Below are 20,096 nucleotides of genomic sequence, written 5' to 3'. Positions count from 1 at the left end.
GTAGTTTGACCGTGGTTTCCACAGGCGGACGACGGAGGTAACCGGGTGGCCGGGCGGCGTGTGATCGGTGTGGATTTCGGGACCTCGACCTCGTTGGTGGCCGAGCAGGTCGGCAGGACATCGGTGGAGATCACGCCGCTGGGGCGTCGCGGCACGCCGTGGTTCCCCTCGGTCGCCGGGTTCCGGGACGGATCCCTCCTGGTCGGTGAGGAGGCCGAGCTCCTGCCGGTCGGTCAGGTCATCAGGTCGGCGAAGCGGGCGATCACGGAGAACAGCGAGACACTCCGCGCGGGCGACGTCGAACTGGACGCCAACACGGTGATCGTCGCGCTTCTCGGTGAGATCGCGAGGCGCGCCAAGACCGCCGGCCTCTCCCTCTCGGACGCCCACGAGCTCCGGCTCGGATGTCCCGCGATGTGGACCGGTGACCAGCGAAAACGCCTGCTCACCCTGGCCGCGGAAGCGGACGTCCCGGTCAGCGCCGCCAGCCTCGTCGACGAGCCCATCGCGGCCGGTGTCGCCTGGGCCGCTCACCGCTTCTCCCGGTCGGGTCCCCGGCCCGAAGGAAAGCTCCTGGTCTTCGACATGGGCGGTGGCACCCTCGACATCGCGGTGCTGAACATCGCGGGCAAGGACCACCCCGAGATCACGGTTCTGTCCGCCCTCGGCATCAACCTCGCCGGCGACACCCTGGACGGGGCCATCGCGCGGCAGTTCACCGATGAGCTCGGCGGCCTCCTGGACGGCTTCACCGACCGGGGGAACGTCCAGGCGAGGCTGCTCAGTGTGGCACGCCAGGCGAAGGAGGCCCTGTCCACCCGCGACTCCTTCCCGGTCGTCTTCCGGGCGCTGGGTGATCTCCCGTCGATCCGCTACCTGCGTGAGCAGTTGGTCGAGGCGTTCACCCCGCAGATGAACGAGGCCGTGGAGTACGTCCAGGCCGCTCTCCGCACCGCGAAGCTGACCGAGATGGTCCCCCGGCAGGGCGGCTCGGGCGGATACACCATGCACTCCCCCGACGTCCTGCGGAGCAAGGGAGGGTCCGATCTGACCAGCGAGATTGGCTATGTCCTTTTCGCCGGAGGCATGAGCCGCATCCCCCACGTCGGCGAGCGGATCGGCGCGCTCTTTCCGCACGCGGAGATCGCCCACGAGGTGGGGGTCGGCCCTGAGCAGGCCATCGTGGCCGGGCTGGCCAACACCGCCGAGTACGAGCGGCTCAACCTCCACCGGCCCAGCGCCGATTTCATCCTGGAATGGGACGGCGGCGAGCAGCTGCTCTACCGCGCGCACACCCCGCTGTACGAGGGCTGGGAGCTCTCGTCCAAGGCGAGCGTCTACTACGAGCGGCGCGGGCGTGACTTCACCTGCCCGCGCCAGGGCATGGGCCGGCTCCGGGTCAGGTCGCTGTACGGCGAGACCATCAAGATAAAGATGACGGATACCGGCCGGACGGTGGACACCCTGCCGTTCCAGCTCGGTGACGACATGTGCTTCCGTATGCATCCGAACGGCCTGATCTCCCTCACCAACGCATCCGGTTACCGGCAGAGTTTCCGGGTGGACCGCTGGCCGGTGATGCGGGGAGGTGACTTCGCGACGCTGGAACTGCGGCGGCTCACCGCTCCTCCGCCGCCCTCCCGCGAGGACGACTGGGGGTACGGCCAGAAGGACTGGGCGCCACCGAAGCGCTGACCAGCGCGGCGGCCACGGGTCGCATGGACACGCTGAGCTCCTTCTGGGGGCTCAGCTCCTCCTCCACGGCCCGCCGCGCCTGGATGAGTTTGGCCAGGTGGCTTTCCCGCATCCGGCGCACCCGCGCCTCCCGGATGCCTTCGAGCACCTCCCGGTTCTTGCGGATCTGCAGGTCGAGGGTGTGTTCCTTGGCCTGGATCCGTGCCTCGACGAGAGCCTCGTTCTCCTGCCGTCGGACCCGCTCGGTCTCCACCAGGCGCGACTCCACGTGTCGCTGCGCCACACGCCAGATCCCGGCGGCATCGCGCGGCGCTTCCACCTCGCCGTCGCCAAGCGAGCCGTCGGCGAGGGCCGTGAGCAGGGCGTCTCCGAGGCCGTCGACGATCTCTCCGGTCTCCAGGTCGACGGCGGTCACCCAAAGTTCAAGCGTGGGGCGCAGGCCGCTGGTCTCCGCGAGGTGGATGGCCATCAAATACGTGCGTCCTTCGGGCACCCCCGGGATCCCGAGCGTCCCGAACCTCGGGAGCGCGAGCCGCTCCTCCGCCAGCACACTGACTGCCAGCCGGACGAGCGGGTGCCTGGCCGAGAGCAGCTCGGTGTCGTACTTGCTGGCGGTCTCCGGATCGAAGGTGCACTTCAGCGGCTCACTCGTCTGCAGCAGCCAGGCGAGCCTTCCCGGCGAGAGCGTGCTGCCGGACTGGTCGGGCATGGCCCGGAACCGGGCGGCGAGATCGGGGGTGCCGACGATCTCCAGGATTCCCCCGTCGTCCGGCTCACCGCGCTGGGCGCCGTACAGCGCGAAAAGCCTGTCGATGATCCGCTGGATCTCGGAGGAACCGATGAACCGGCCGTTTCCGGGACCGTGCTCGGTGAATCCCTCCACCAGCAACCCGTCCAGGCCGGACAGGATCGCCCGCGACGCCTGCAGGTCGTCGGTGTCCTGGCTGCGCTGCTCCACCGCGATCGCCAGGTTGTCGACCTTCCGGCCGAGTTCGGCCGGGCTGAGCCGCAGCCCGATCAGTTCCGTGAAGTGGTCGCGCAGAATGGGCTCCAGCTCCCCGACCGAGCTCTGGAAGATGCCGATCCGGTCGTACAGGCGCTGGAAGATGTCGGTCTCGATGGTGCCGGGCACCCGCATGTTGTAGATGAGGATCTTCTCGTGCTCCTGGCCGAAGCGGTCGAGCCGGCCGATCCGCTGCTCGACCCGCATCGGGTTCCACGGCAGGTCGTAGTTGACCAGCACGTTGCAGAACTCGAAGTCGAGACCCTCCGAACCGACCTCGCTCAGCAGGAGGACCTCGAAGGCTCCGTCACGGAACTCCTGCATGATCCGCTGGCGGTCGGGCTGCTCGACGCCACCGTGCATCACCCGGTAGGTGAAGTGGACGCCGAGGCGATCGGCCAGGTACGCCAGGGTCCGGCGGAAGTAGGAGAAGATCATCATCTGGCGGACCCCGAGCTCACGGAGCCTGAGCAGCTCCTCCTGGAGCCGGTCGTACTTGGTGTCCTTCTGGACCCGGCCGAACTCCTGGGAGAGCAGGTCCTTGAGGTCGTCGGCGTCCAGCTCCCCCATGTCGCCGTCGGGGTCGTCGGTCTCCTTCTCGAAGAGCGCCGCCTCCCTGGCCCGCATCGCCTCCTGGGACGCGGGAATGCAGCTCGCCGCCTGCCGCAGCGGCATCTGCATGATGAACCCCGGCGGAACCCCCTTGCGCGATGCGCGGGCGAGGGCCCACGCGTAGACCGCGTCGTAGTAGGCGCGCTCCTCCTCGGTCCACTCGACGTCGATGTTCCGCGGCTCCCGGACGGCCTTGTGCTCGGGCACGTCGGCCTTACGAGTGCGGGTGAGATGACCGCTCAGTACGTTCAGGCCCGCCAGCAGCCTGCGGACCCGCGCCTTCTCCTCCGCGGTGAGCGGGCGGTCCACGTCGAGCACCCCGCGCAGGATCTCGTAGTCTGGCCGATCGGTGACGCTACGCCCGAACCTCAGCCCATCGAGCCGGTCGAGGGTGGTGAGCAGCTCTCCGGGGGCCCGGTTGTCGACCAGGGCCCGTGCCACGTCGTTGAGGACGGCGTTGGGCTCCATCTGGCGTTCGAAGGTGTCGCGGTCGTCGAAGCTCCCCTCATCGAGCAGGTTCATGAGGGTGAACAGGTCGTCGTTACCCAGGTTGAGCGGGGTGGCCGACAGCAGCACGAGGTGGTCGCTCCAGCTCGCGAGCAGCTCGCCCAGCAGATGGGACTTACTCCCCCGGTTCCGCATGTTGTGGGCCTCGTCGATGATGACGAGATCGAAGCGGGGCTTGAGCTCGGCCAGCCTCTCCAGCACCTCGTCCGCGGTGCGCAGCGACTCGATCGATATCACCGCGCGGAGCGATCTGTCCTCTCCCTCTTCCAGCGCCCCCGCGAACTCCGCCAGGTCACCCGCCTTGATCAGGTCGAGCGTCCGGTCGAACCTCCGGCGCATCTCGGCCTGCCACTTGTGTTTGAGCACCGACGGGACCACGACGAGGACCCGGTCGAGCCTGCGGCGCTGTTCGAGCTCGCTCCAGATCAGCCCGGCCTCGATCGTCTTGCCGAGGCCGACCTCGTCCGCGATCAGGATGCGCCCGGAGGAGCCGGTGAGCATCTTCAGCACCGGCTTGAACTGGTAGGCGCGAAAGACCGTCTTGCTCGACGCGAAGGAGTACAGGGTGTCGGTCAGCGGGTGAATCAGCTTGGTCCAGGTGAGCGTGAGCGACAGATCGGCGGCGCTCGCGGGAGGCTGACCGAGCCAGAACCCCGGCTTGCTCGGGTCGCCCTGCACCCGGATGAGCGAGGCTTCCGTGTAGGTGTGCGTCTCGCCCCGGAGGTCGACCTCGTACAGGTAGCCGGTGTCTCGTGGGCTCACACCCGTCACGGTCCCGACGAGCGACCCGCCCTTGGGCCGCACCATGTCCCCCGCCTGGAATCTGGCGTTCCCGGCGAAGGGCCGGGCCTCGCTCCATTTGGCCGCACGGAACATCCGAGCGAGGGCGAGGTGACCTTCCAGGGTGAACCGGAGCTCCCCGGCCTCCTCCGCGACCGGGGACTGGGCCGCCAGGACGATCATCCCGTGCCAGGCCCCCTTCTCCTCCACCGCGTAGATCCCCCGGTGGAGGTTGTGACTGATGACGGGATCGGCGCTCATCTGGCGGACCTCCGGGGCGAGCCTCCGGAAGACGTCGCGGTCCTTGTCGAGCAGGTCCCCGACGACGAGGCAGGTCGCGAGGGGGAGGTCGGCCAGCCAGCCGAGATCCTGGAGCGAGGGTCGGTACCGCAGGTCATCCGTCATGAGGGAGTCCCGTCGTTGCCTGTGAATCTAAGACACAGGAGTTATAGATGTTAAGAGTTTAACGATGCCTTGACGGCGGCTCCACTGTCAACAGCTGATGGCATCGCTCTCGAACAGGCGCGCAGCCGTCGATAGGACGCCTGTACGCATGAGCCGGATGACCGCCGCATCGGCGCCGGAGGTCACCTTGGGCCTATACGCAAATCACCCCGCCCCTCGAGAAGGGGCGGGGTGATTCGTGCTCTTCGGTCAGGTGACGGCGGCCTTCCACTGGCCGCGTCGCAGGTGGATCGTCCCGTCGGGGCTGACGCGGATGTCCGCGCCGTCCGCCGCGTACGCGCCGCGCAAGCCGTCGCCATGACGTCTGGATCAGGGGCACACCGGCCTATGTCCAGACGCGGGTCTCGTTGACCTGCTCTTTTTCTCGCAGAGCTTCGGAGAGGTCGACTCCGGCACGGTTGGCGATCGCCGCGACATAGATGAGGACATCGGCGAGCTCGGCGCCGACGCTCCCCGTCGAGCTGGTGGGGTCGATCGGCAGGGAGGAGTGCTTGCGCACGGCCTTGCACACCTCGCCGGTCTCCTCGCTGAGCTTCAGACATTGCTCGATGATCGTGCTGTCGGAGAAGCCGCGTTCTTTCTCCATCTCCGCGACATAGCGCTGAAGCGTCTCCAATGACGGGGAATGTGTGCTGGGAAGAGGCTGCATGGTGATCCCGGGTGTGACGGGTGAGAACGTCGCCACGCTAGCAGCACCACCTGCGGCCCTTCGTGAAAACCAGCGCTTCCTTACGCCTCGATGCGCCTTAGCCGGATCCCGCGTGTCGCCACGTGATCAAGGGGCCGGAGCCGGTGTGGCGTAGACGCGTTCGGCGATCCGGCGGGCGGCGTCGGCGAGGTCGGATACTGGGGCGTCCTCCATAGGAATGCCCCCTCCTTTGAAGGACGAAGCGGTGGAGCCCGTGACCACGAGAGCGCCGCCCTCCTCTTTCACCCCCTGTGGGATGAAAGTCGGCGTCTCCCGTGGTCACGGGGGTCGTGCCCGGCCGCCTCTTGCCCGGCGGCACCGGGTGGAGGTCCGGTCGTCTCTCCCGTACGGCCCCGGGTGCGCGACATCGCACACCACCGCGTACGGAAAAGCGGAGTCGTGGCGGCACGCTGAGGTCCGGCTCCACGTGCCGCCACGTGATCAGGGGGCCGGGGCGGCGTAGACCAGTTCGGCAATCCGGCGTGCGACGTCGGCCAGGTCGAAGGCCGGGACGTTCGCGGCCGGAGCCCCCAGTCCGGGCCCCCAGTAGATGACCTCACCGCTGTAGCCGGTCCACACGGTCAGCGTCTCGCCCAGCAGCAGTCGGGGCTGTCCGCCCTCCCGGACGAGTTCGGGGAAGATCTCGTGGTCGGAGAGCCTGGCCCGCAGCCGTTGAAGGGCCGCGATGGCGAGTTCCCGCTGCGTGACGTGTCGGAGCCGGTCGCTCGCCGGGGTGGCCGGTGGCGGAATCATCGGGTACGTCCTCTCGTGCGGTGAGAGCCGGTGAAGGAGATGAGCGGCCCCGGGGTCTTCCGGCATCGGAAACCGGTGATCGTCCCGGGGCCGCCTCTGGCGGGCGTCCGGGGGCCGGGCGGGCGGGGTGGGGCGTAGGCCGCGCCCTGTGCGGAGCCCGCCAGAGCTAAAGGGTCAGACGGGCGATGCCTCGGCGGGCTCCATGAGCGCCTCCAGGCATTCCCGCTGATATCGCAGCCACGGTTGACGGTCGAACAGCTCCACCAGCAGGTCGGCGGCACCAGTGGGGTCGGCCGAGGGGTGCAGGATCATGCAACCGGCACTGAACCAGCGGAACGTACTTGGAACGCTCCATACGAGCAGGCCCGGCGCGAGGCTCAGCACGTAGTGGCCACCGGCCGTTCTCATGACGTCACCCTCCAGCGTCACCACCCCGCGATCGTGGAGGGCCTGACGAAGGAGCTGCACCGTGTTTGCGGGGGTGCCGGAGGCAGGTTCCGGTTCGGGGAAGCCGTGAAGGCCGCGCCACTCATCCGCTCGGTAACGGGTCATGCACCCATGGTGAGATTATGCGGGGTTGATCACCAGGGACGGGATGTCCCGCCCCCTCGTCCTTCTGTCGTCAAGGGAGGACGCCCTGTCCTACCGGCCCAGGTTGAGGGAATGCACCAGCGACCGGACGGAGGGCGACGGGCGCGTCTCCTGTTCCCGGATCTCGGTCACCAGGGAACGGGCGACGCCCTGATGCCGGAACCACACCGGCGAGAGCGCGTGAGCCTCCTGCAACCGCTCGACGGCCACCTGCCGGTGCCGGGCATCGAGGTGCGCCTGGGCGACATCGAGCAGGTGACGACCATAGGAGATGCCACCGACCGCACCGGACTTCACCCGCCGAGCCGCTCCCAGCGCCTTGTCCGGCTCCCGCCGTACGGCATAGGCATGGGTGGCCTGCACCGCCACCTCGGCCGGGCCGAAGAAACTGTTGTAGACGCGAGTCCTGCCGCCGAGCCGCTCGGCCGCTGCGGACGCCATCCTGATGTAGTCGGCGACGTCCCGCCCACCAGCAGCAGCAGGTGCGAGCGCCCACATCAGCAGGTTGCCCCATACGGCGACATGCGCGACCGGTGCCGAGAAGGACGGTTCGACACGAGTGGCCATGGTAACGGCGAGGGCTTCCGCGTCCTCAGGCCGCGCCTGGTGCAGCAGTACCCACGCGTACGTGCCGTGCAGAGTCGCCCACAGCAGTTCGTCATCGCCACTGTGTGCGACGGTGATGGCCCGTTCCGCGCCGATCGCTGCCAGGTCGTCCCGGCCAAGATGCACCATCACGCTGGCCGCCAGGTCATAAGCCATGGCCAGCGCGTAAACGGCAGCCTCGCCGTACGCCGCGTGGGACAGTCGCGCCTCGGCGATCAACCCCGGAAGCTGAGCGACCAGGGCGGGAAAGTCACCGGCCCAGTAGCGGCGGCACGCGTCGTCCACTGCGGCCCGCACGTCCACCACTGGTGTCGGCTCGCCGTCGTGACCGTCGTCCGCCCCGGGCAGCAGAGACGCCGACAGCAGTGCGTCCCGCAACTTCAGGACACTGGCGCCGTCACGTTCGCCGCCCATACGGTCGCGCTTGCCGGTCAGCGCCGACAGGTCCACGTCGAGGGCGTTCGCCAAACTCATCAGGGTGGTGAGCCGCGCCGACTCGCGGCGCCCCTGCTCCAGCTTCGCGATGATGTCCCTGCTGACACCGGCCCGCTCCGCGAGCTCCTCCTGCGTCCAGGATCGGTCGTCACGGATCTTCCTGAGCCGGTTTCCGATGGTGCAACCGTCGTCCATGGGTCCCGCCCTTCCCTGGTGGTGTCGCAGCTCCAGGCTAAGCCGCAGGACCCGCTTGTTGACAGGTATTCCCTTATGCAGAGGCCCACTCATCCTCGTGGCGTCAAGGATGCGCATGGCCGTTGATATGACGGGGGCACGGAGGACCGTCCAGCGCGAGCTCGCCGATCGGCGATGACATCAGGCTCCGAAGGACCTGGCCACGCCTTGCGTGGCCTGACGGAGCATCCGGGCGGAAGCCGGTGGCGCAGGTCACTCGCTACGAGGAGCCTTACTATTGCCTGTGAACTCTAAACACAGAGCATATTGAAGGTGTAGGCATAACCAAGGCTGAGTGATAGTGTCACCGTCAACGGTTGACGGCATTGCGGTCGACGAGGCGACATCCCCTCCTTAATAGGACGCCCGCAAGCCTGAGCCGGATGTCCCCCCGAAGCGAAATAGAAGGGCCACCCCGTGGCGAAGCTGACGTTGCCGCAGCTTGAGCGGCATCTGTTCGGAGCGGCCGATATTCTCCGCGGCAAGATGGACGCCTCGGAGTTCAAGGAATACATCTTCGGAATGCTCTTCCTGAAAAGAGCGTCCGACCAGTTCGACGTGGTCCGCGAGGAGCTCATCCGGAAGTGGCTCTCCCAAGGCAGGAGCCGGGAGGAAGCCGAGCGGATGGCCGCCGCGCCGGCCTTCTACCGGGGTGAGAGCTTCTACGTCCCCCAGGAGTCCAGCTGGCGATACATCAAGGACCACTCCCGGGAGAAGAACGTCGGCAACCTGCTCAACAAGGCGCTGGAGGGGCTGGCGACCCACAACTCCACCTCCCTCGAAGGCGTGCTGGAGCACATCGACTTCATGCGCAAGGTTGGCCAGTCCACCATCTCCGACAAACGGCTACAGCAGCTCGTCGACCACTTTCACCGAGTACGGCTGCGCAACGAGGACTTCGAGTTCCCCGACCTGCTCGGCGCGGCCTACGAGTATCTGATCGCGCAGTTCGCCGACTCGGCGGGCAAGAAGGGCGGCGAGTTCTACACCCCGCGCGGCGTGGTCCGGATGATGGTCCGCCTGCTCAAGCCGAGGCCAGGCATGCGCGTCTACGACCCGTGCTGTGGCTCGGGCGGCATGCTCATCCACGCCAAGGAGTACATCGACGAGCACGGCCTCGACTCCCGTGACCTGACCCTGGCCGGGCAGGAGGCGGCGGGCACCACCTGGGCCGTCTCCAAGATGAACATGATCCTGCACGGCGTGCTCAACGCCGACCTGGAAAACGAGGACACCCTCGCCGACCCCCGGCACCTGGAGGGCGGGGAGCTCTCCCGCTTCGAGCGGGTGCTCACCAATCCGCCGTTCTCGCTGAACTACTCGGCCGCCGATATGAAGCATCCGGAGCGCTTCATCTACGGCTACGCGCCGGAGTCTGGCAAGAAGGCGGACCTCATGTTCGCCCAGCACGTGCTCGCCGTCCTCACCCCCGACGGCATCGGCGCCACGGTCATGCCGCACGGCGTGCTCTTCCGCGGCGGCAAGGAGAAAGACATCCGCGAGGGCATCATCAAGGACGACCGCCTGGAGGCGGTGATCGGCCTGGCGCCCAACCTCTTCTACGGCACCGGCATCCCGGCCTGCATTCTCGTGCTGCGCGGCACCGACCCGCGACCCGCCGAGCGACGCCGCAAGGTGCTGTTCATCAACGCCGACCGCGAGTTCACCGCCGGACGCGCGCAGAATTCTCTCGACCCGCAGCACGCCGAGAAGATCGTCGCGGCCTACGAGGAGTATCGCGACATTCCCGGCTTCGCCCGCGTGGTGGACGTCAAGGAGCTGCGGGACAACGACTTCAACCTCAACATCCGCCGCTACGTCGACAACACCCCGCCGCCCGAACCCCAGGACGTCCGTGCCCACCTGCACGGCGGCGTCCCCAAGGTCGAGGTCGCGGCCAAGGCGGGGTTGTTCGAGGCGTTCGGCATCGACCCCGCCGCGCTGTTCGCCGAGCGCGACGCCAACTACCACGACTTCCTGCCCGAGGGATGGCGGGCGACCGCCGAGCGCATCCCGGCCCTCGCGTCTCCCACCGAGGAGCGGCTACGCCGGGCGTTCTCCGAGTGGTGGACCCGGCACAGCAAGCGGCTCGTCGAGCTGCCTGACACGCACAAGGTCATGGAGGTCCGGGCCGAGCTGCTCGACTCCTTCGTTGACGACCTCCTGCCGCTGAAGGTGCTTGACCGGTTCGAGCTGGCCGGCATCGTCGCCGCGTGGTGGGGCGAGGCGCAGTACGACATCAAGACCCTCGGGCTCAACGGCTTCGAGGGCGTGGTCGAGGGCTGGCTGACCACCATCGAGTCGGCGTTCGAGCTGGACGAAGAGGAGGTGGAGTACTGGGACAAGCAGAAGATCGCCGCCGAGAAGCGCAAGGCCCGCGACCACCGGGTCGTCCCCGCGCTGATCCCCGACTACCTCGCCGAGCTGGAGGAGGCCGAGGCGACGTACGCCGAGCTGAACGCCCAGTTCAAAGCGGCTACCGCCAAGCCCGCCGAGGAGGACGAGGAGACCGACGAGCCCGATGAGTCTGCCGAGGACCGGCTCTCCGACGACGAGCTAAAGGACCTCAAGGCGCGCACGGCCGCCGCCCGCAAGAAGGTCAGCACGCTGGAGAGCCACTTCCTGCCCCGGCTCCGAATGGCCGTCGGCGCCCTCGACGGCGACGCGCGCCGCGACCTGGTGATCGGCGTCCTGCGGTCACAGCTCACATCTCGCCTGGAGTCCCGTACGGTTGCCGCCCGCAGGCTGGCTGAGGCGGCTTTCCGGACTTGGGTGGACAAGTACGCGGTGACCCTGCGAGATCTGGAGGCCCAGCGCGAGGCGGCTGCGGCACGGCTGAAGAGTTATCTGAAGGAGCTGGGTTATGCCTGATCAGGCTATGGGGGTTCCTAACAACGCGGGCTGGCTGGAAGAGTCACTGCAGAGCCTCTGCACAATGATCTCTCGGGGAACCGCACCCACCTATGTGGACAACAGCTCGGTCCTCGCAGTCGGACAGCGATGTGTTCAACTTTCCGGCTTCGACGCCAGCGTTGCCCGGCCTCATGACAAACGATTCAGGCGCGTACTTTGGGCCTCCCCTGGAGACGTGCTCCTCAACTCCACTGGCACAGGCACGATCGGACGCAGTTGCGTTTTCGACCAGCCTGGCAAGTTTATGGTAGATAGCCACGTGACTATCCTCCGCAGCGACCGCGCCAAGGTTAATCCTCGGTGGATCGAAAGCTTGCTTCGGTCACAGTGGGGTCAGGGACATCTGGAGTCCCGCTGTTACACGGGATCAACCAATCAAATCGAACTTTCCCGCAGCGAGCTAATGCGGACAACGGTTCCCGTTCCACCACTTGAGGAGCAGCGACGGATCGCGGGGATCCTCGACACCCTCGAAGCCCTAATCAGCTCTTCAAATCTTCTAATCAATAAACTCTTCAATACAAGAAGTGCCCTCCTAAGCCACCTCTTCAATTTGAAAGTGTGGCCAATTTTACGCTTGGGAGATATCTGCAGAATCAATTCAGGAACAACCCCTTCGCGCACCGAAGGCACGAAGTACTTCGCAAGCGAAGGAACTCTATGGGCAAAAACCCTTGACCTAAATGAGGACACTATCGTCGATACTGACGAGAAGGTCACGCCCCTTGCCGTTCAAAGCCTGAACCTGAAGGTTTTTCCGTCCGGAACTGTCCTTGTTGCCATGTATGGAGGATGGGAACAGATCGGCCGCACCGCATTGTTGGGATTACCCTCCGCAACCAACCAGGCCATTTCCGCCTTGGAGCCAGACACTAGACTGCTGCCAGAATTTCTCCTTAGAGCGTTACAGCAACGGCGTGGCGAGTGGCGAAAACTAGCTGCAAGCACCCGAAAAGACCCAAATATCACAAAGCATGACGTTCACGAGTTTCAGGTTCCTGTGCCGCCAATTTTAGACCAAGAGTATGTATTGAAATCCTACGCATCTCATCTCGATCGGATTAGAGATGAGATCAGGGCCAGGAATCGCTTGGAGATATTCAAGAAAGGCCTCACAGAGGACCTGCTAACAGGACGAGTCCGGGTTTCCGAGGCGGAAGCCGTACTGGAAAGTCTTTGACCCCGCAGCCGGGGCGGGCGAGCACAATGCCCGCCCCGGTGTGGCGGTGATGTGTTTCGGGGGTTGACGATGTCCGATCGTTTACCGAGGGGAGTCGGACGGTGGCCGACTACGAGTACGAACTTGTCGAACGTCCGCTTATAGAGCAGCTCAAGGCCATGGGGTGGAAGCACGCGGCCGGTGCCAAGGAAGGCGCGGTCCTGCCCCTCATCGCGCGGGACTCGCTGCGCGACTCCTTCAACGAGGTGGTCCTTGAGGAACAGGTGCGGGAAGCACTCTTCCGGATCAACCTTGACGACCAGGGCCGGCCGTGGCTCGACGACACCAGGGTCAGCCAGGCGTTCAACGCGCTGACCCGGGTGCCCGCCGCCGGACTGCTGGAGGCCAACACGCACGTCACCGAACTGCTGATCAAGGGTGTCGCGGTGGAGGGGCCGGACGGCGGCCGGGACCGTACGGTCCACTTCATCGACTGGAAGAACGTCGACAACAACGAGTTCTTCGTGATCAACCAGTTCCGGGTGGACGTCCCCGGCACCGGTGGGAGCAAGCAGATCGTTCCCGACCTCGTGCTCTTCGTGAACGGCGTCCCGCTCGTCGTCGTCGAGTGCAAGGCTCCCACGCAGAGCGACCTGCGCCCCGCGATGAACCAGATCCGCCGCTACAGCGACGGCCAGACCGGGAGCCCGAAGCTCTTCCACCCGGTCCAGCTGACGATCGCGACCAGCGGTGAGGACGCCAGGCTGGGCACGTTCACCGCCGCCCCCGAGCACTACGTGCCCTGGCGCGACCCCCACCCGCTCACCAAGGCGGAGCTCGCCGCGCGACGGGGTAAGACCGAGGAACAGCTCAGCAAGCAGGAGATCCTCGCCGCCGGTGTGCTGGAGCGGGCCAACCTGCTGAACATCGTGCACAACTACGTGACCTTCCTGACCCTCGACAGCGGTGTGACGGTCAAGATCGCCCCCCGGTACCAGCAGTTCCGCGCGGTGGAACGGACCGTCGAGCGGCTGCTGACCGGCGGACCGGGGCGGCGCGGCGGGATCGTCTGGCACACCCAGGGCTCCGGCAAGAGTCTCACGATGACCTTCCTGGTCCGCCGGTTGCGTTCGGCCGACGAGCTGGCCCACTACAAGGTCGTGGTCGTCACCGACCGGACCCAGCTCCAGGACCAGCTCGGCGAGACCCTGGGGCTGAGCGGCGAGAAGGTGGACATCGCCAAGAGCGGCGCCCGCGCCAGGACGTACCTCGGCCGGAGCGGTCCCGGCGTGGTCTTCGTCATGATCCAGAAGAACCAGGACGGCTCACCCGCCGGCCGCCTGGACCTGGGCGAGGTCAACACCGACGAGTCGATAGTGGTGCTGATCGACGAGGTGCACCGCTCGCACACCTCCTCCCTCGGCTCGAACCTGCGCCAGGCGCTGCCCAACGCCGCCAGGATCGGCTTCACCGGTACGCCGATCATGACGAAGAAGGGGCGGCGCAAGACCAGCGTGGAGCTGTTCGGCCCGTTCATCGACACCTACCGGCTCCGCGAGGCCGAGGAGGACGGCGTGATCGTGCCGATCCTCTACGAGGGCTTCAAGGTCAAGGGTGCGCTCCGGGACGGCCAGGACATGGACGAGCTCTTCGAGGAGGAGTTCGAGGACCTGACCGCCGAGGAGCGGCAGCAGCTCCAGCAGCGCTGGGCCACCAAGGGAACCGTCTCGACCGCCCAGAAGCTCGTCGACGTGAAGGCCAAGCACATGCTCCGCCACTACGTGGACAAAGTGCTGCCCGAGGGCTTCAAGGCCCAGGTGGTCGCGCACGACCGGGACACCACACTGCGCTACCGGGAGGCGCTCATCGCCGCCCGCGACGAGCTCGTCCGGGACGTGCTGAACCTTCCGCCGCACCTGCTGAACCGTGCCCTGGAGGAGCTGAAACCGCGCCAGGCCCAGCTCGTGAAGGCGTACGGGCAGCTCGACCTGATCCGGCGGATCGACTTCGTGCCGGTCATCTCCGAGGGCAAGGCAGAGGACGAGCACCGCTTCGCCGAGTGGACCGATGAGGCCAAGCAGAAGGCCAGGATCGACGGCTTCACCCGTCCCTTCGGGGAGAACGACATCGCCTTCGTGATCGTCAAGTCGATGCTGCTCACCGGCTTCGACGCGCCCATCGAGCAGGTGATGTACCTGGACCGCAAAATGGAGATGCACGACCTGCTCCAGGCGGTGGCGAGGGTCAACCGGACCGCGGACGGCAAGCCGTACGGCTACGTGGTCGACTACCGCGGTGTGGCGCAGAACCTGGTGGACGCGCTGCGTGTATACGCCGACGAGGACTTCGACGACGAGGAGGGCAGGGACGTCGCGGGAGCGCTGCGCGACCTGCGGACCGAGATCGCCAAGTTGGGGCCGCAGCTGCAACGGCTCCGGAGGATGTTCCGCGATCCGGACGACGTGGAGAAGTGTGTACTGGAACTGGCCGATTCCCGGCTGCGCGACGAGTTCGGCGCCGAGCTGGCCCGGTTCGCCCGGACGGTCAACGTGGTGATGCCCGACCCGGCGGTGAAGCCGTACCTCCCGGACCTCAAGCGGTTCATGGTGATCAGGCTGACCGCGAACCGGCGCTACCGGGTGGACGGCGGCGAGTTCGACCCCGGGGCCTACGGCAAGAAGATCAAGCTGCTGATCGACGAGCACGTCACCTCGCTCGGTATCGAGCAGCAGCTCCCGCCGATCGAGCTGACCGCCGCCAACTTCGCGGCGAAGGTCGAGGCGATGACCGGCGGCACGCGGGCCAAGGCCTCGGAGATGGAGAACGCCATCCGGCACCACATCGAGGTGCACCGCGGCCAGGACCCGACCCGCTACCAGCTGCTCAGCGAGCGACTGGAGCAGATCCTGGTCGAGCTCAAGGACGACTGGGACCAGCAGCTGCTCGCGTTCAGAAATCTGATGACCGACATCAAGGAGGACCGGCGGGACAACCCGCACGACCTCAGCCCGGCCGAGAACGCACTGTACGGCCTGCTGTTGAGCGAGCTGGCCACCTCCGCCGAGGACATCGACGACCCGCGGTTCGTCGAGGCGTGCAAGGAGATCCACCGGTTGGCGGTGCGGACCGTCCATCTCCGTGACTTCTGGAGGAAGAGAACGGACGTCGAGGATTTCCGGAAGGAGATCTTCGAGATTCTGGTCACCCGGAATCTGGGAGACTTTCACCGGCTGGACCAGGTCGCCGACAAGGCGTGTGACGTGGTCCGGAACAACCAGGCGGATATTCCGAAGCCCTGATACTGGCATGCTGGTGACCGTGAGTGAGTTCCCTGGAGTGCTGCGGGTCGGTGACCTCGACGTCACCGTCTCGGTGAGCGATCGCCGCAAGAGCGTGCGGCTCACCGTGGAGCGGGACGCCTCGGTCACCGCTGTCGTCCCCCCTCAGGTCTCCCGGGCCGAGCTCACCAAGCTGGTCGAGGCGAAACGGTCATGGCTGTACGGCAAACTCGCCGAGAAGCGGGATCTCGGCGAGGCCGCGCCGGAGCGGGAGTTCGTCTCCGGTGAGGGGTTCCTCTATCTCGGACGCTCCCACCGGCTGCGCGTCGTCGACTCCGGCGAGGTGCGCCTGATCCGCGGGCGGCTGGAGCTGGCCAGGGGCGGCGGCGCGAAGGAGCTGGTCGACTGGTATCGCCGGGTCGGCGCGCGATGGCTGACCCGGCGGATCCAGCCCTGGACGACGCGGATGGGGGTCGAACCGGCCGGGCTGCGGGTGCGGCCACTCGGCTATCGGTGGGGCTCGTGCTCACCCGACGGTCAGGTCAACATCCACTGGGCGACCATGCAGCTTCCGCCGAGTTTGATTGATTATGTGCTGGTGCACGAGCTCGCGCATCTCCATCGTGCCGATCACGGTGCCGAGTTCTGGCGGATCGTCGAGCGGGCGCTCCCCGGTCACGAGGACCACCGGGAGCGGCTCCGCCGCGCCGGTAATGATCTTTGGTTGCCCGAGGAAGGGCGATGATGCACGACGAGGTCATGGTCAACGCCGCCGACATCGCCCGGCTCGCCGATGTCGGCCGGGCCGCGGTCAGCAACTGGCGCAAGCGGTTCGACGACTTCCCCCGGCCCGTGGGCGGGACCGCGTCGAGTCCGGCGTTCTCCCTGGCGGAGGTGGAGACCTGGCTTCGCCGCCACGACCGCTACGTGGAGGTGGCGCCGATCGAGCGGCTCTGGCAACGGCTGAGAGCCACCACCGACGACCTGCGGCTCGGCGACGCCGTGGGATTCGCCGGAACCGTGCTCCTCCACCAACGGCAGGACCCAGGCCTCAACGCGAAGACGTTGTTCAGACGACTGTCCCCGATGGTTCCCGACGGCTTGGACGTCAGCACGGAACTGGTCGGGGCGATCGCCGAGGTGGGCCGGGCCGAGGGGCCCGTCGCGACGTTCGACGGCATCTGTGACCGCTACGTGAGCCTGCACTCCCGCCGGTTGCCGACCACTCCCCCGGACGTGGCCGACCTCATGGCACGCATCGGTGACACGGCCGGGCGTGTCGTGCTGGATCCCGCGTGCGGGATCGGAACCCTGCTCCTCAGGTCCGCCGGGGCACGAACGCTCGGCCAGGATGTGAGCGAGAGCGCCGCCCGCCTGGCCGACGTTCGGCTGAAGCTCCACGGCCACGACTCGTGCGTCGAGACGGGCGACTCGCTACGCGCGGACGCCTTCCCTGCGGAGCAGGCCGACGTGGTCGTCTGCAACCCGCCGTTCAACGAGCGTGGCTGGGGATATGAGGAGTTGGCCAACGACCCGCGCTGGGAGTACGGCCTGCCGCCCCGCGGTGAGTCTGAGCTCGCCTGGGTGCAGCACTGCCTGGCGCACGTCCGGCCGGGCGGCCTGGTGGTCATCGTGATGCCGGGCGTCGTCGCGAGCCGCCGGTCCGGCCGCCGGGTCCGGAGCAACCTGCTGCGCGCCGGAGCACTCCGAGCGATCATCACACTCTCCGCAGGCGCCACCCCGGCTTCCAGCGGGGCACCGGACCTGTGGGTCCTGCTCAGGCCCGAGCCCGGTGCCCAGCCGCCGTCCGAGGTGCTGATGGTGGACGCCGGAGAGGACCTCGCCCTGGCCGAAACGTCGTGGAAGGCCTTCCGCGACGGCAAGGACCTGCCCGAGGGCGGCGACACCGTACGGATCATCGACCTCCTGGACGAGGAGGTCGATCTGACGACGGGCCGGCGAATCCCCGTCCTCGACCAGTCGGGTTCGTCGAGCTTCTCCGCACTGCGCGAGAAGGCGATAGCCCTGGCCTCGTCGCTGAGCTCCACCCTGCCGCGCCTGTCCGCGGTCCGGGGTCGTGAGCCGGCGATGTCCAGCGTCGGGGAGCTCGCCCGCGCGGGCGCCGTCACCATCTTTCAGGGCCCGCTCAAACTTCCCGGCGACGGCGACCTTCACGTCCTCACCGCGAAGGACCTACTGCTCGGCAGGGCGCCCACGGGGCGCAGCGCCGACGCACCCGGCCTGGTGCGGGTGGAGCGCGACGATATCGTCGCGCCGGTGTTCACGGGCAGCGGTTCGGTCCCGCGGGTCATGACCGAATCCGGAGCCGTTCTCGGCCCCCAGCTCCTCCTCATCCGCACCGACCCCGACCGCCTGGATCCCCATTTCCTGGCCGGCTGCCTGCGCGCCGCCGGTGGCTCCGGCCCCCGGCCCGGTTCCTCGATGCGGTTCGATCCCCGCCGTGCGCGACTGTCCAGGCTTCCGATCGACGAGCAACGCCGGTACGGCGAGGTCTTCCGCCAGTTGCTCGCCTACGAGGACGCCACCCGTGCGCTCCGCGAGATCAGCGATAATCTTGTGGCGGCCGGTATCGACGGCCTCTTCGACGGGAGCCTGCGTCCCGAGTGATCCCCCTGGAGGCATGGGTGACCCTCGTCCTCAATCGCTACCGGCTCGACCCCGTCCACCTGGGCAAGGGTGGCATGGGCGTGGTCTGGGGGGCCCACGACGAGAAGCTCGGCCGTCGGGTGGCGATCAAGTTCATCCGGTTCCCCGACGGGGTGCGCGACCCGGAACTCGAAGCCAGGTTCACCCACGAGGCGAAGATCATGTCACGGCTCGCCCACCCCGGCGCGCCGGTGCTGCACGACTTCGGCGAATACCGGGATCCGCAGCTGGGCGACCGGCTGTTCATGGTGATGCAGTTCGTCGAGGGGACGGGCGTCGACGACGTCGTCGCCGAGCACGGGCCGCTCCCGCTGGGCTGGGTCGCGTCCATCGGCGCTCAGGTGGCGGCGGTCCTGGCGGCGGCCCACGGCCTCGGCATCCTGCACCGTGACCTGAAGCCGTCCAACCTCATGCTGCGCAGGGACGGCTCCATCCAGGTGGTGGATTTCGGCCTGGCCCTGATGCAGGACCCCGGGATGACCAAGCTGACCAGGACCGGTCAGCAGCTCGGCACCGCCGCGTACATGTCACCCGAGCAGGTCAACGCCGAGCAGCCCTCCGAGCGGAGTGACGTCTATGCGCTGGGCGCCGTGCTGCACGAGCTGCTCACCGGACGGCAGCTGTTCACCGGCCCCTCCGAGTACAGCGTGATGAACCAGCACGTCAACACACGTCCCACGGCGGTCGGACGACTCCGGCCGGATGTGCCGAAGGAACTGGACGAGCTCATCCTGGCGATGGTGGAGAAGCGCCCGGAGGACCGCCCGGCGACGGCGGCCGAGGTCCACGATCGGCTCATGCCCTACCTCGCGGGGACCGGACCGCTCGGTGACATGACCGCCCCGATTCCCAGCCCTGTCCGGATGTACGCGCACGCGGTCAGCCGCACTCTCACAGCCGGAGCACCACCGTCCACGGTTTCCGCCGGGGGCAACGGCCCGGTGGACGGCGACTTCAGCCGCGGTGACATCGGGCGTGCCCGCAGGCAGGCGGTGTCACTGGTCAGAGAGTCGCGTTACGGCGACGCGGCAGGAATGCTCGCGGGGGTCGCCGTGGCGGCGAGCCGGAAGCTCGGCATCGCCGACACGGAAGTGATCGATCTGCGCGGGCAGCTCGCGGACGTCCTGCTCATGGGTCAGGATTACCGTCGCGCGGCCCAGGAGTTCCGGCAGATCGCCGACGACCTGCTCCTGCATCCGGAGCCCGACTACGAGCGGGTCTCCCAGTGCAGGCTGCAGGAGGTGACCTGCCATGTCCACGCCGGTGATCCCGGGCTCGCGCTGCACATCATGCGTGAGCTGCTGGCGGATGAGGGAAGCCGCTTCCCCGAGGATGACGCGCGACTCCTGGAGTTGCGTCGCCAGATCGGCGAACTGGAAATCAGCGTCGGCACCGTGGACAGGGCCCGAGTGACGCTCACGAGCCTGTGCGAGGACCTCACCAGGCTCTACGGCTCGGGGCACGGCGCCACTATCCGCGTTACCGACCTCCTGACCGGCCTGGGCGGTTGAATTTCCGTCCGGATACCCAGCAGCCGCTTATTCAACGTCCGCCCCCGCAGAGCGCGCTGCATCCAGACATAAAGGAACAGCCCGCCCAAGATGGCCAGTATGGAGATCGCCGACAATCGGGCGCGCATCGACGAAGCCCGGAAACGGGGCGGGTGTGACCAGCGGCCGAGAGTCGCCGGAGCCGGTGCGGCCCACCCGC

The 20,096-nt window shown here is 67.3% G+C and carries 12 protein-coding genes; 7 read left to right on the top strand and 5 right to left on the bottom strand.

Features of this window, described 5'->3' with window-relative positions; all coding sequences use genetic code 11:
- Nucleotides 1-45: 45 nt before the first annotated feature.
- On the top strand, nt 46-1,695 hold the full coding sequence (locus ACTOQ1_RS35255; RefSeq protein ID WP_440072311.1) for an Hsp70 family protein: 1,650 nt from the start codon (nt 46-48) through the stop codon (nt 1,693-1,695).
- On the opposite strand, the gene ACTOQ1_RS35250 is transcribed toward ACTOQ1_RS35255, so the two are convergent.
- The 5 genes from ACTOQ1_RS35250 to ACTOQ1_RS35230 all read right to left on the bottom strand — a co-directional run bounded on the left by ACTOQ1_RS35250 (nt 1,619) and on the right by ACTOQ1_RS35230 (nt 8,330).
- Nucleotides 1,619-5,002, bottom strand: coding sequence for a DEAD/DEAH box helicase (locus ACTOQ1_RS35250; protein ID WP_440072310.1), 3,384 nt, complete (start codon nt 5,000-5,002; stop codon nt 1,619-1,621). The two genes, ACTOQ1_RS35255 and ACTOQ1_RS35250, sit on opposite strands and share 77 nt — an antisense overlap.
- A gap of 385 nt (nt 5,003-5,387) precedes the next feature.
- Entirely contained in the window at nt 5,388-5,648 is a 261-nt protein-coding gene (locus ACTOQ1_RS35245) for a MazG nucleotide pyrophosphohydrolase domain-containing protein (RefSeq protein ID WP_440072309.1), read from the bottom strand.
- A gap of 543 nt (nt 5,649-6,191) precedes the next feature.
- Nucleotides 6,192-6,503, bottom strand: coding sequence for a hypothetical protein (locus ACTOQ1_RS35240; protein ID WP_440072308.1), 312 nt, complete (start codon nt 6,501-6,503; stop codon nt 6,192-6,194).
- A gap of 174 nt (nt 6,504-6,677) precedes the next feature.
- Nucleotides 6,678-6,911 carry a hypothetical protein gene (locus ACTOQ1_RS35235; protein ID WP_440072307.1) on the bottom strand — a complete coding sequence of 78 codons (234 nt, stop codon included), beginning with the start codon at nt 6,909-6,911 and terminating at the stop codon, nt 6,678-6,680.
- Between the two features lie 234 nt (nt 6,912-7,145).
- Nucleotides 7,146-8,330 carry a helix-turn-helix domain-containing protein gene (locus tag ACTOQ1_RS35230; RefSeq protein WP_440072306.1) on the bottom strand — a complete coding sequence of 395 codons (1,185 nt, stop codon included), beginning with the start codon at nt 8,328-8,330 and terminating at the stop codon, nt 7,146-7,148.
- A gap of 456 nt (nt 8,331-8,786) precedes the next feature.
- Here ACTOQ1_RS35230 and ACTOQ1_RS35225 point away from each other — a divergent pair, with 456 nt between their 5' ends.
- The 6 genes from ACTOQ1_RS35225 (at nt 8,787) to ACTOQ1_RS35200 (ending at nt 19,897) form a co-directional block, all read left to right on the top strand.
- Nucleotides 8,787-11,240 carry an N-6 DNA methylase gene (locus ACTOQ1_RS35225; protein ID WP_440072305.1) on the top strand — a complete coding sequence of 818 codons (2,454 nt, stop codon included), beginning with the start codon at nt 8,787-8,789 and terminating at the stop codon, nt 11,238-11,240.
- On the top strand, nt 11,233-12,462 hold the full coding sequence (locus ACTOQ1_RS35220; protein WP_440072304.1) for a restriction endonuclease subunit S: 1,230 nt from the start codon (nt 11,233-11,235) through the stop codon (nt 12,460-12,462). The genes ACTOQ1_RS35225 and ACTOQ1_RS35220 overlap by 8 nt, the downstream gene beginning before the upstream one ends.
- A gap of 101 nt (nt 12,463-12,563) precedes the next feature.
- The gene (locus ACTOQ1_RS35215) at nt 12,564-15,740 is read left to right on the top strand and encodes a type I restriction endonuclease subunit R (protein ID WP_440072303.1); all 3,177 of its coding nucleotides are present in this window, start codon (nt 12,564-12,566) and stop codon (nt 15,738-15,740) included.
- 19 nt (nt 15,741-15,759) lie between these two features.
- Nucleotides 15,760-16,464: a M48 family metallopeptidase gene (locus ACTOQ1_RS35210; RefSeq protein ID WP_440072302.1), complete on the top strand. Its 705-nt coding sequence runs from the start codon at nt 15,760-15,762 to the stop codon at nt 16,462-16,464.
- Nucleotides 16,461-18,347, top strand: a complete 1,887-nt coding sequence (locus ACTOQ1_RS35205; protein WP_440072301.1) for an N-6 DNA methylase — start codon at nt 16,461-16,463, stop codon at nt 18,345-18,347. The genes ACTOQ1_RS35210 and ACTOQ1_RS35205 overlap by 4 nt, the downstream gene beginning before the upstream one ends.
- A 17-nt stretch (nt 18,348-18,364) precedes the next feature.
- Complete coding sequence (locus tag ACTOQ1_RS35200) at nt 18,365-19,897, top strand: serine/threonine-protein kinase (RefSeq protein WP_440072300.1); 1,533 nt, start codon at nt 18,365-18,367, stop codon at nt 19,895-19,897.
- The last annotated feature ends 199 nt before the right edge of the window (nt 19,898-20,096 follow it).

It is taken from the genome of Streptosporangium sp. OZ121 (assembly GCF_051918885.1).
GTDB lineage: Bacteria > Actinomycetota > Actinomycetes > Streptosporangiales > Streptosporangiaceae > Streptosporangium.
This window is presented reverse-complemented; position numbering and strand designations above follow the sequence as displayed.

Coding starts and splice junctions, on each gene's coding strand:
- ACTOQ1_RS35250 (WP_440072310.1), bottom strand. CDS start 5,002: ATGACGGATGACCTGCGGTACCGACCCTCGCTCCAGGATCTCGGCTGG.
- ACTOQ1_RS35245 (WP_440072309.1), bottom strand. CDS start 5,648: ATGGAGAAAGAACGCGGCTTCTCCGACAGCACGATCATCGAGCAATGT.
- ACTOQ1_RS35240 (WP_440072308.1), bottom strand. CDS start 6,503: ATGATTCCGCCACCGGCCACCCCGGCGAGCGACCGGCTCCGACACGTC.
- ACTOQ1_RS35235 (WP_440072307.1), bottom strand. CDS start 6,911: ATGAGAACGGCCGGTGGCCACTACGTGCTGAGCCTCGCGCCGGGCCTG.
- ACTOQ1_RS35230 (WP_440072306.1), bottom strand. CDS start 8,330: ATGGACGACGGTTGCACCATCGGAAACCGGCTCAGGAAGATCCGTGAC.
- ACTOQ1_RS35220 (WP_440072304.1), top strand. CDS start 11,233: ATGCCTGATCAGGCTATGGGGGTTCCTAACAACGCGGGCTGGCTGGAA.
- ACTOQ1_RS35205 (WP_440072301.1), top strand. CDS start 16,461: ATGATGCACGACGAGGTCATGGTCAACGCCGCCGACATCGCCCGGCTC.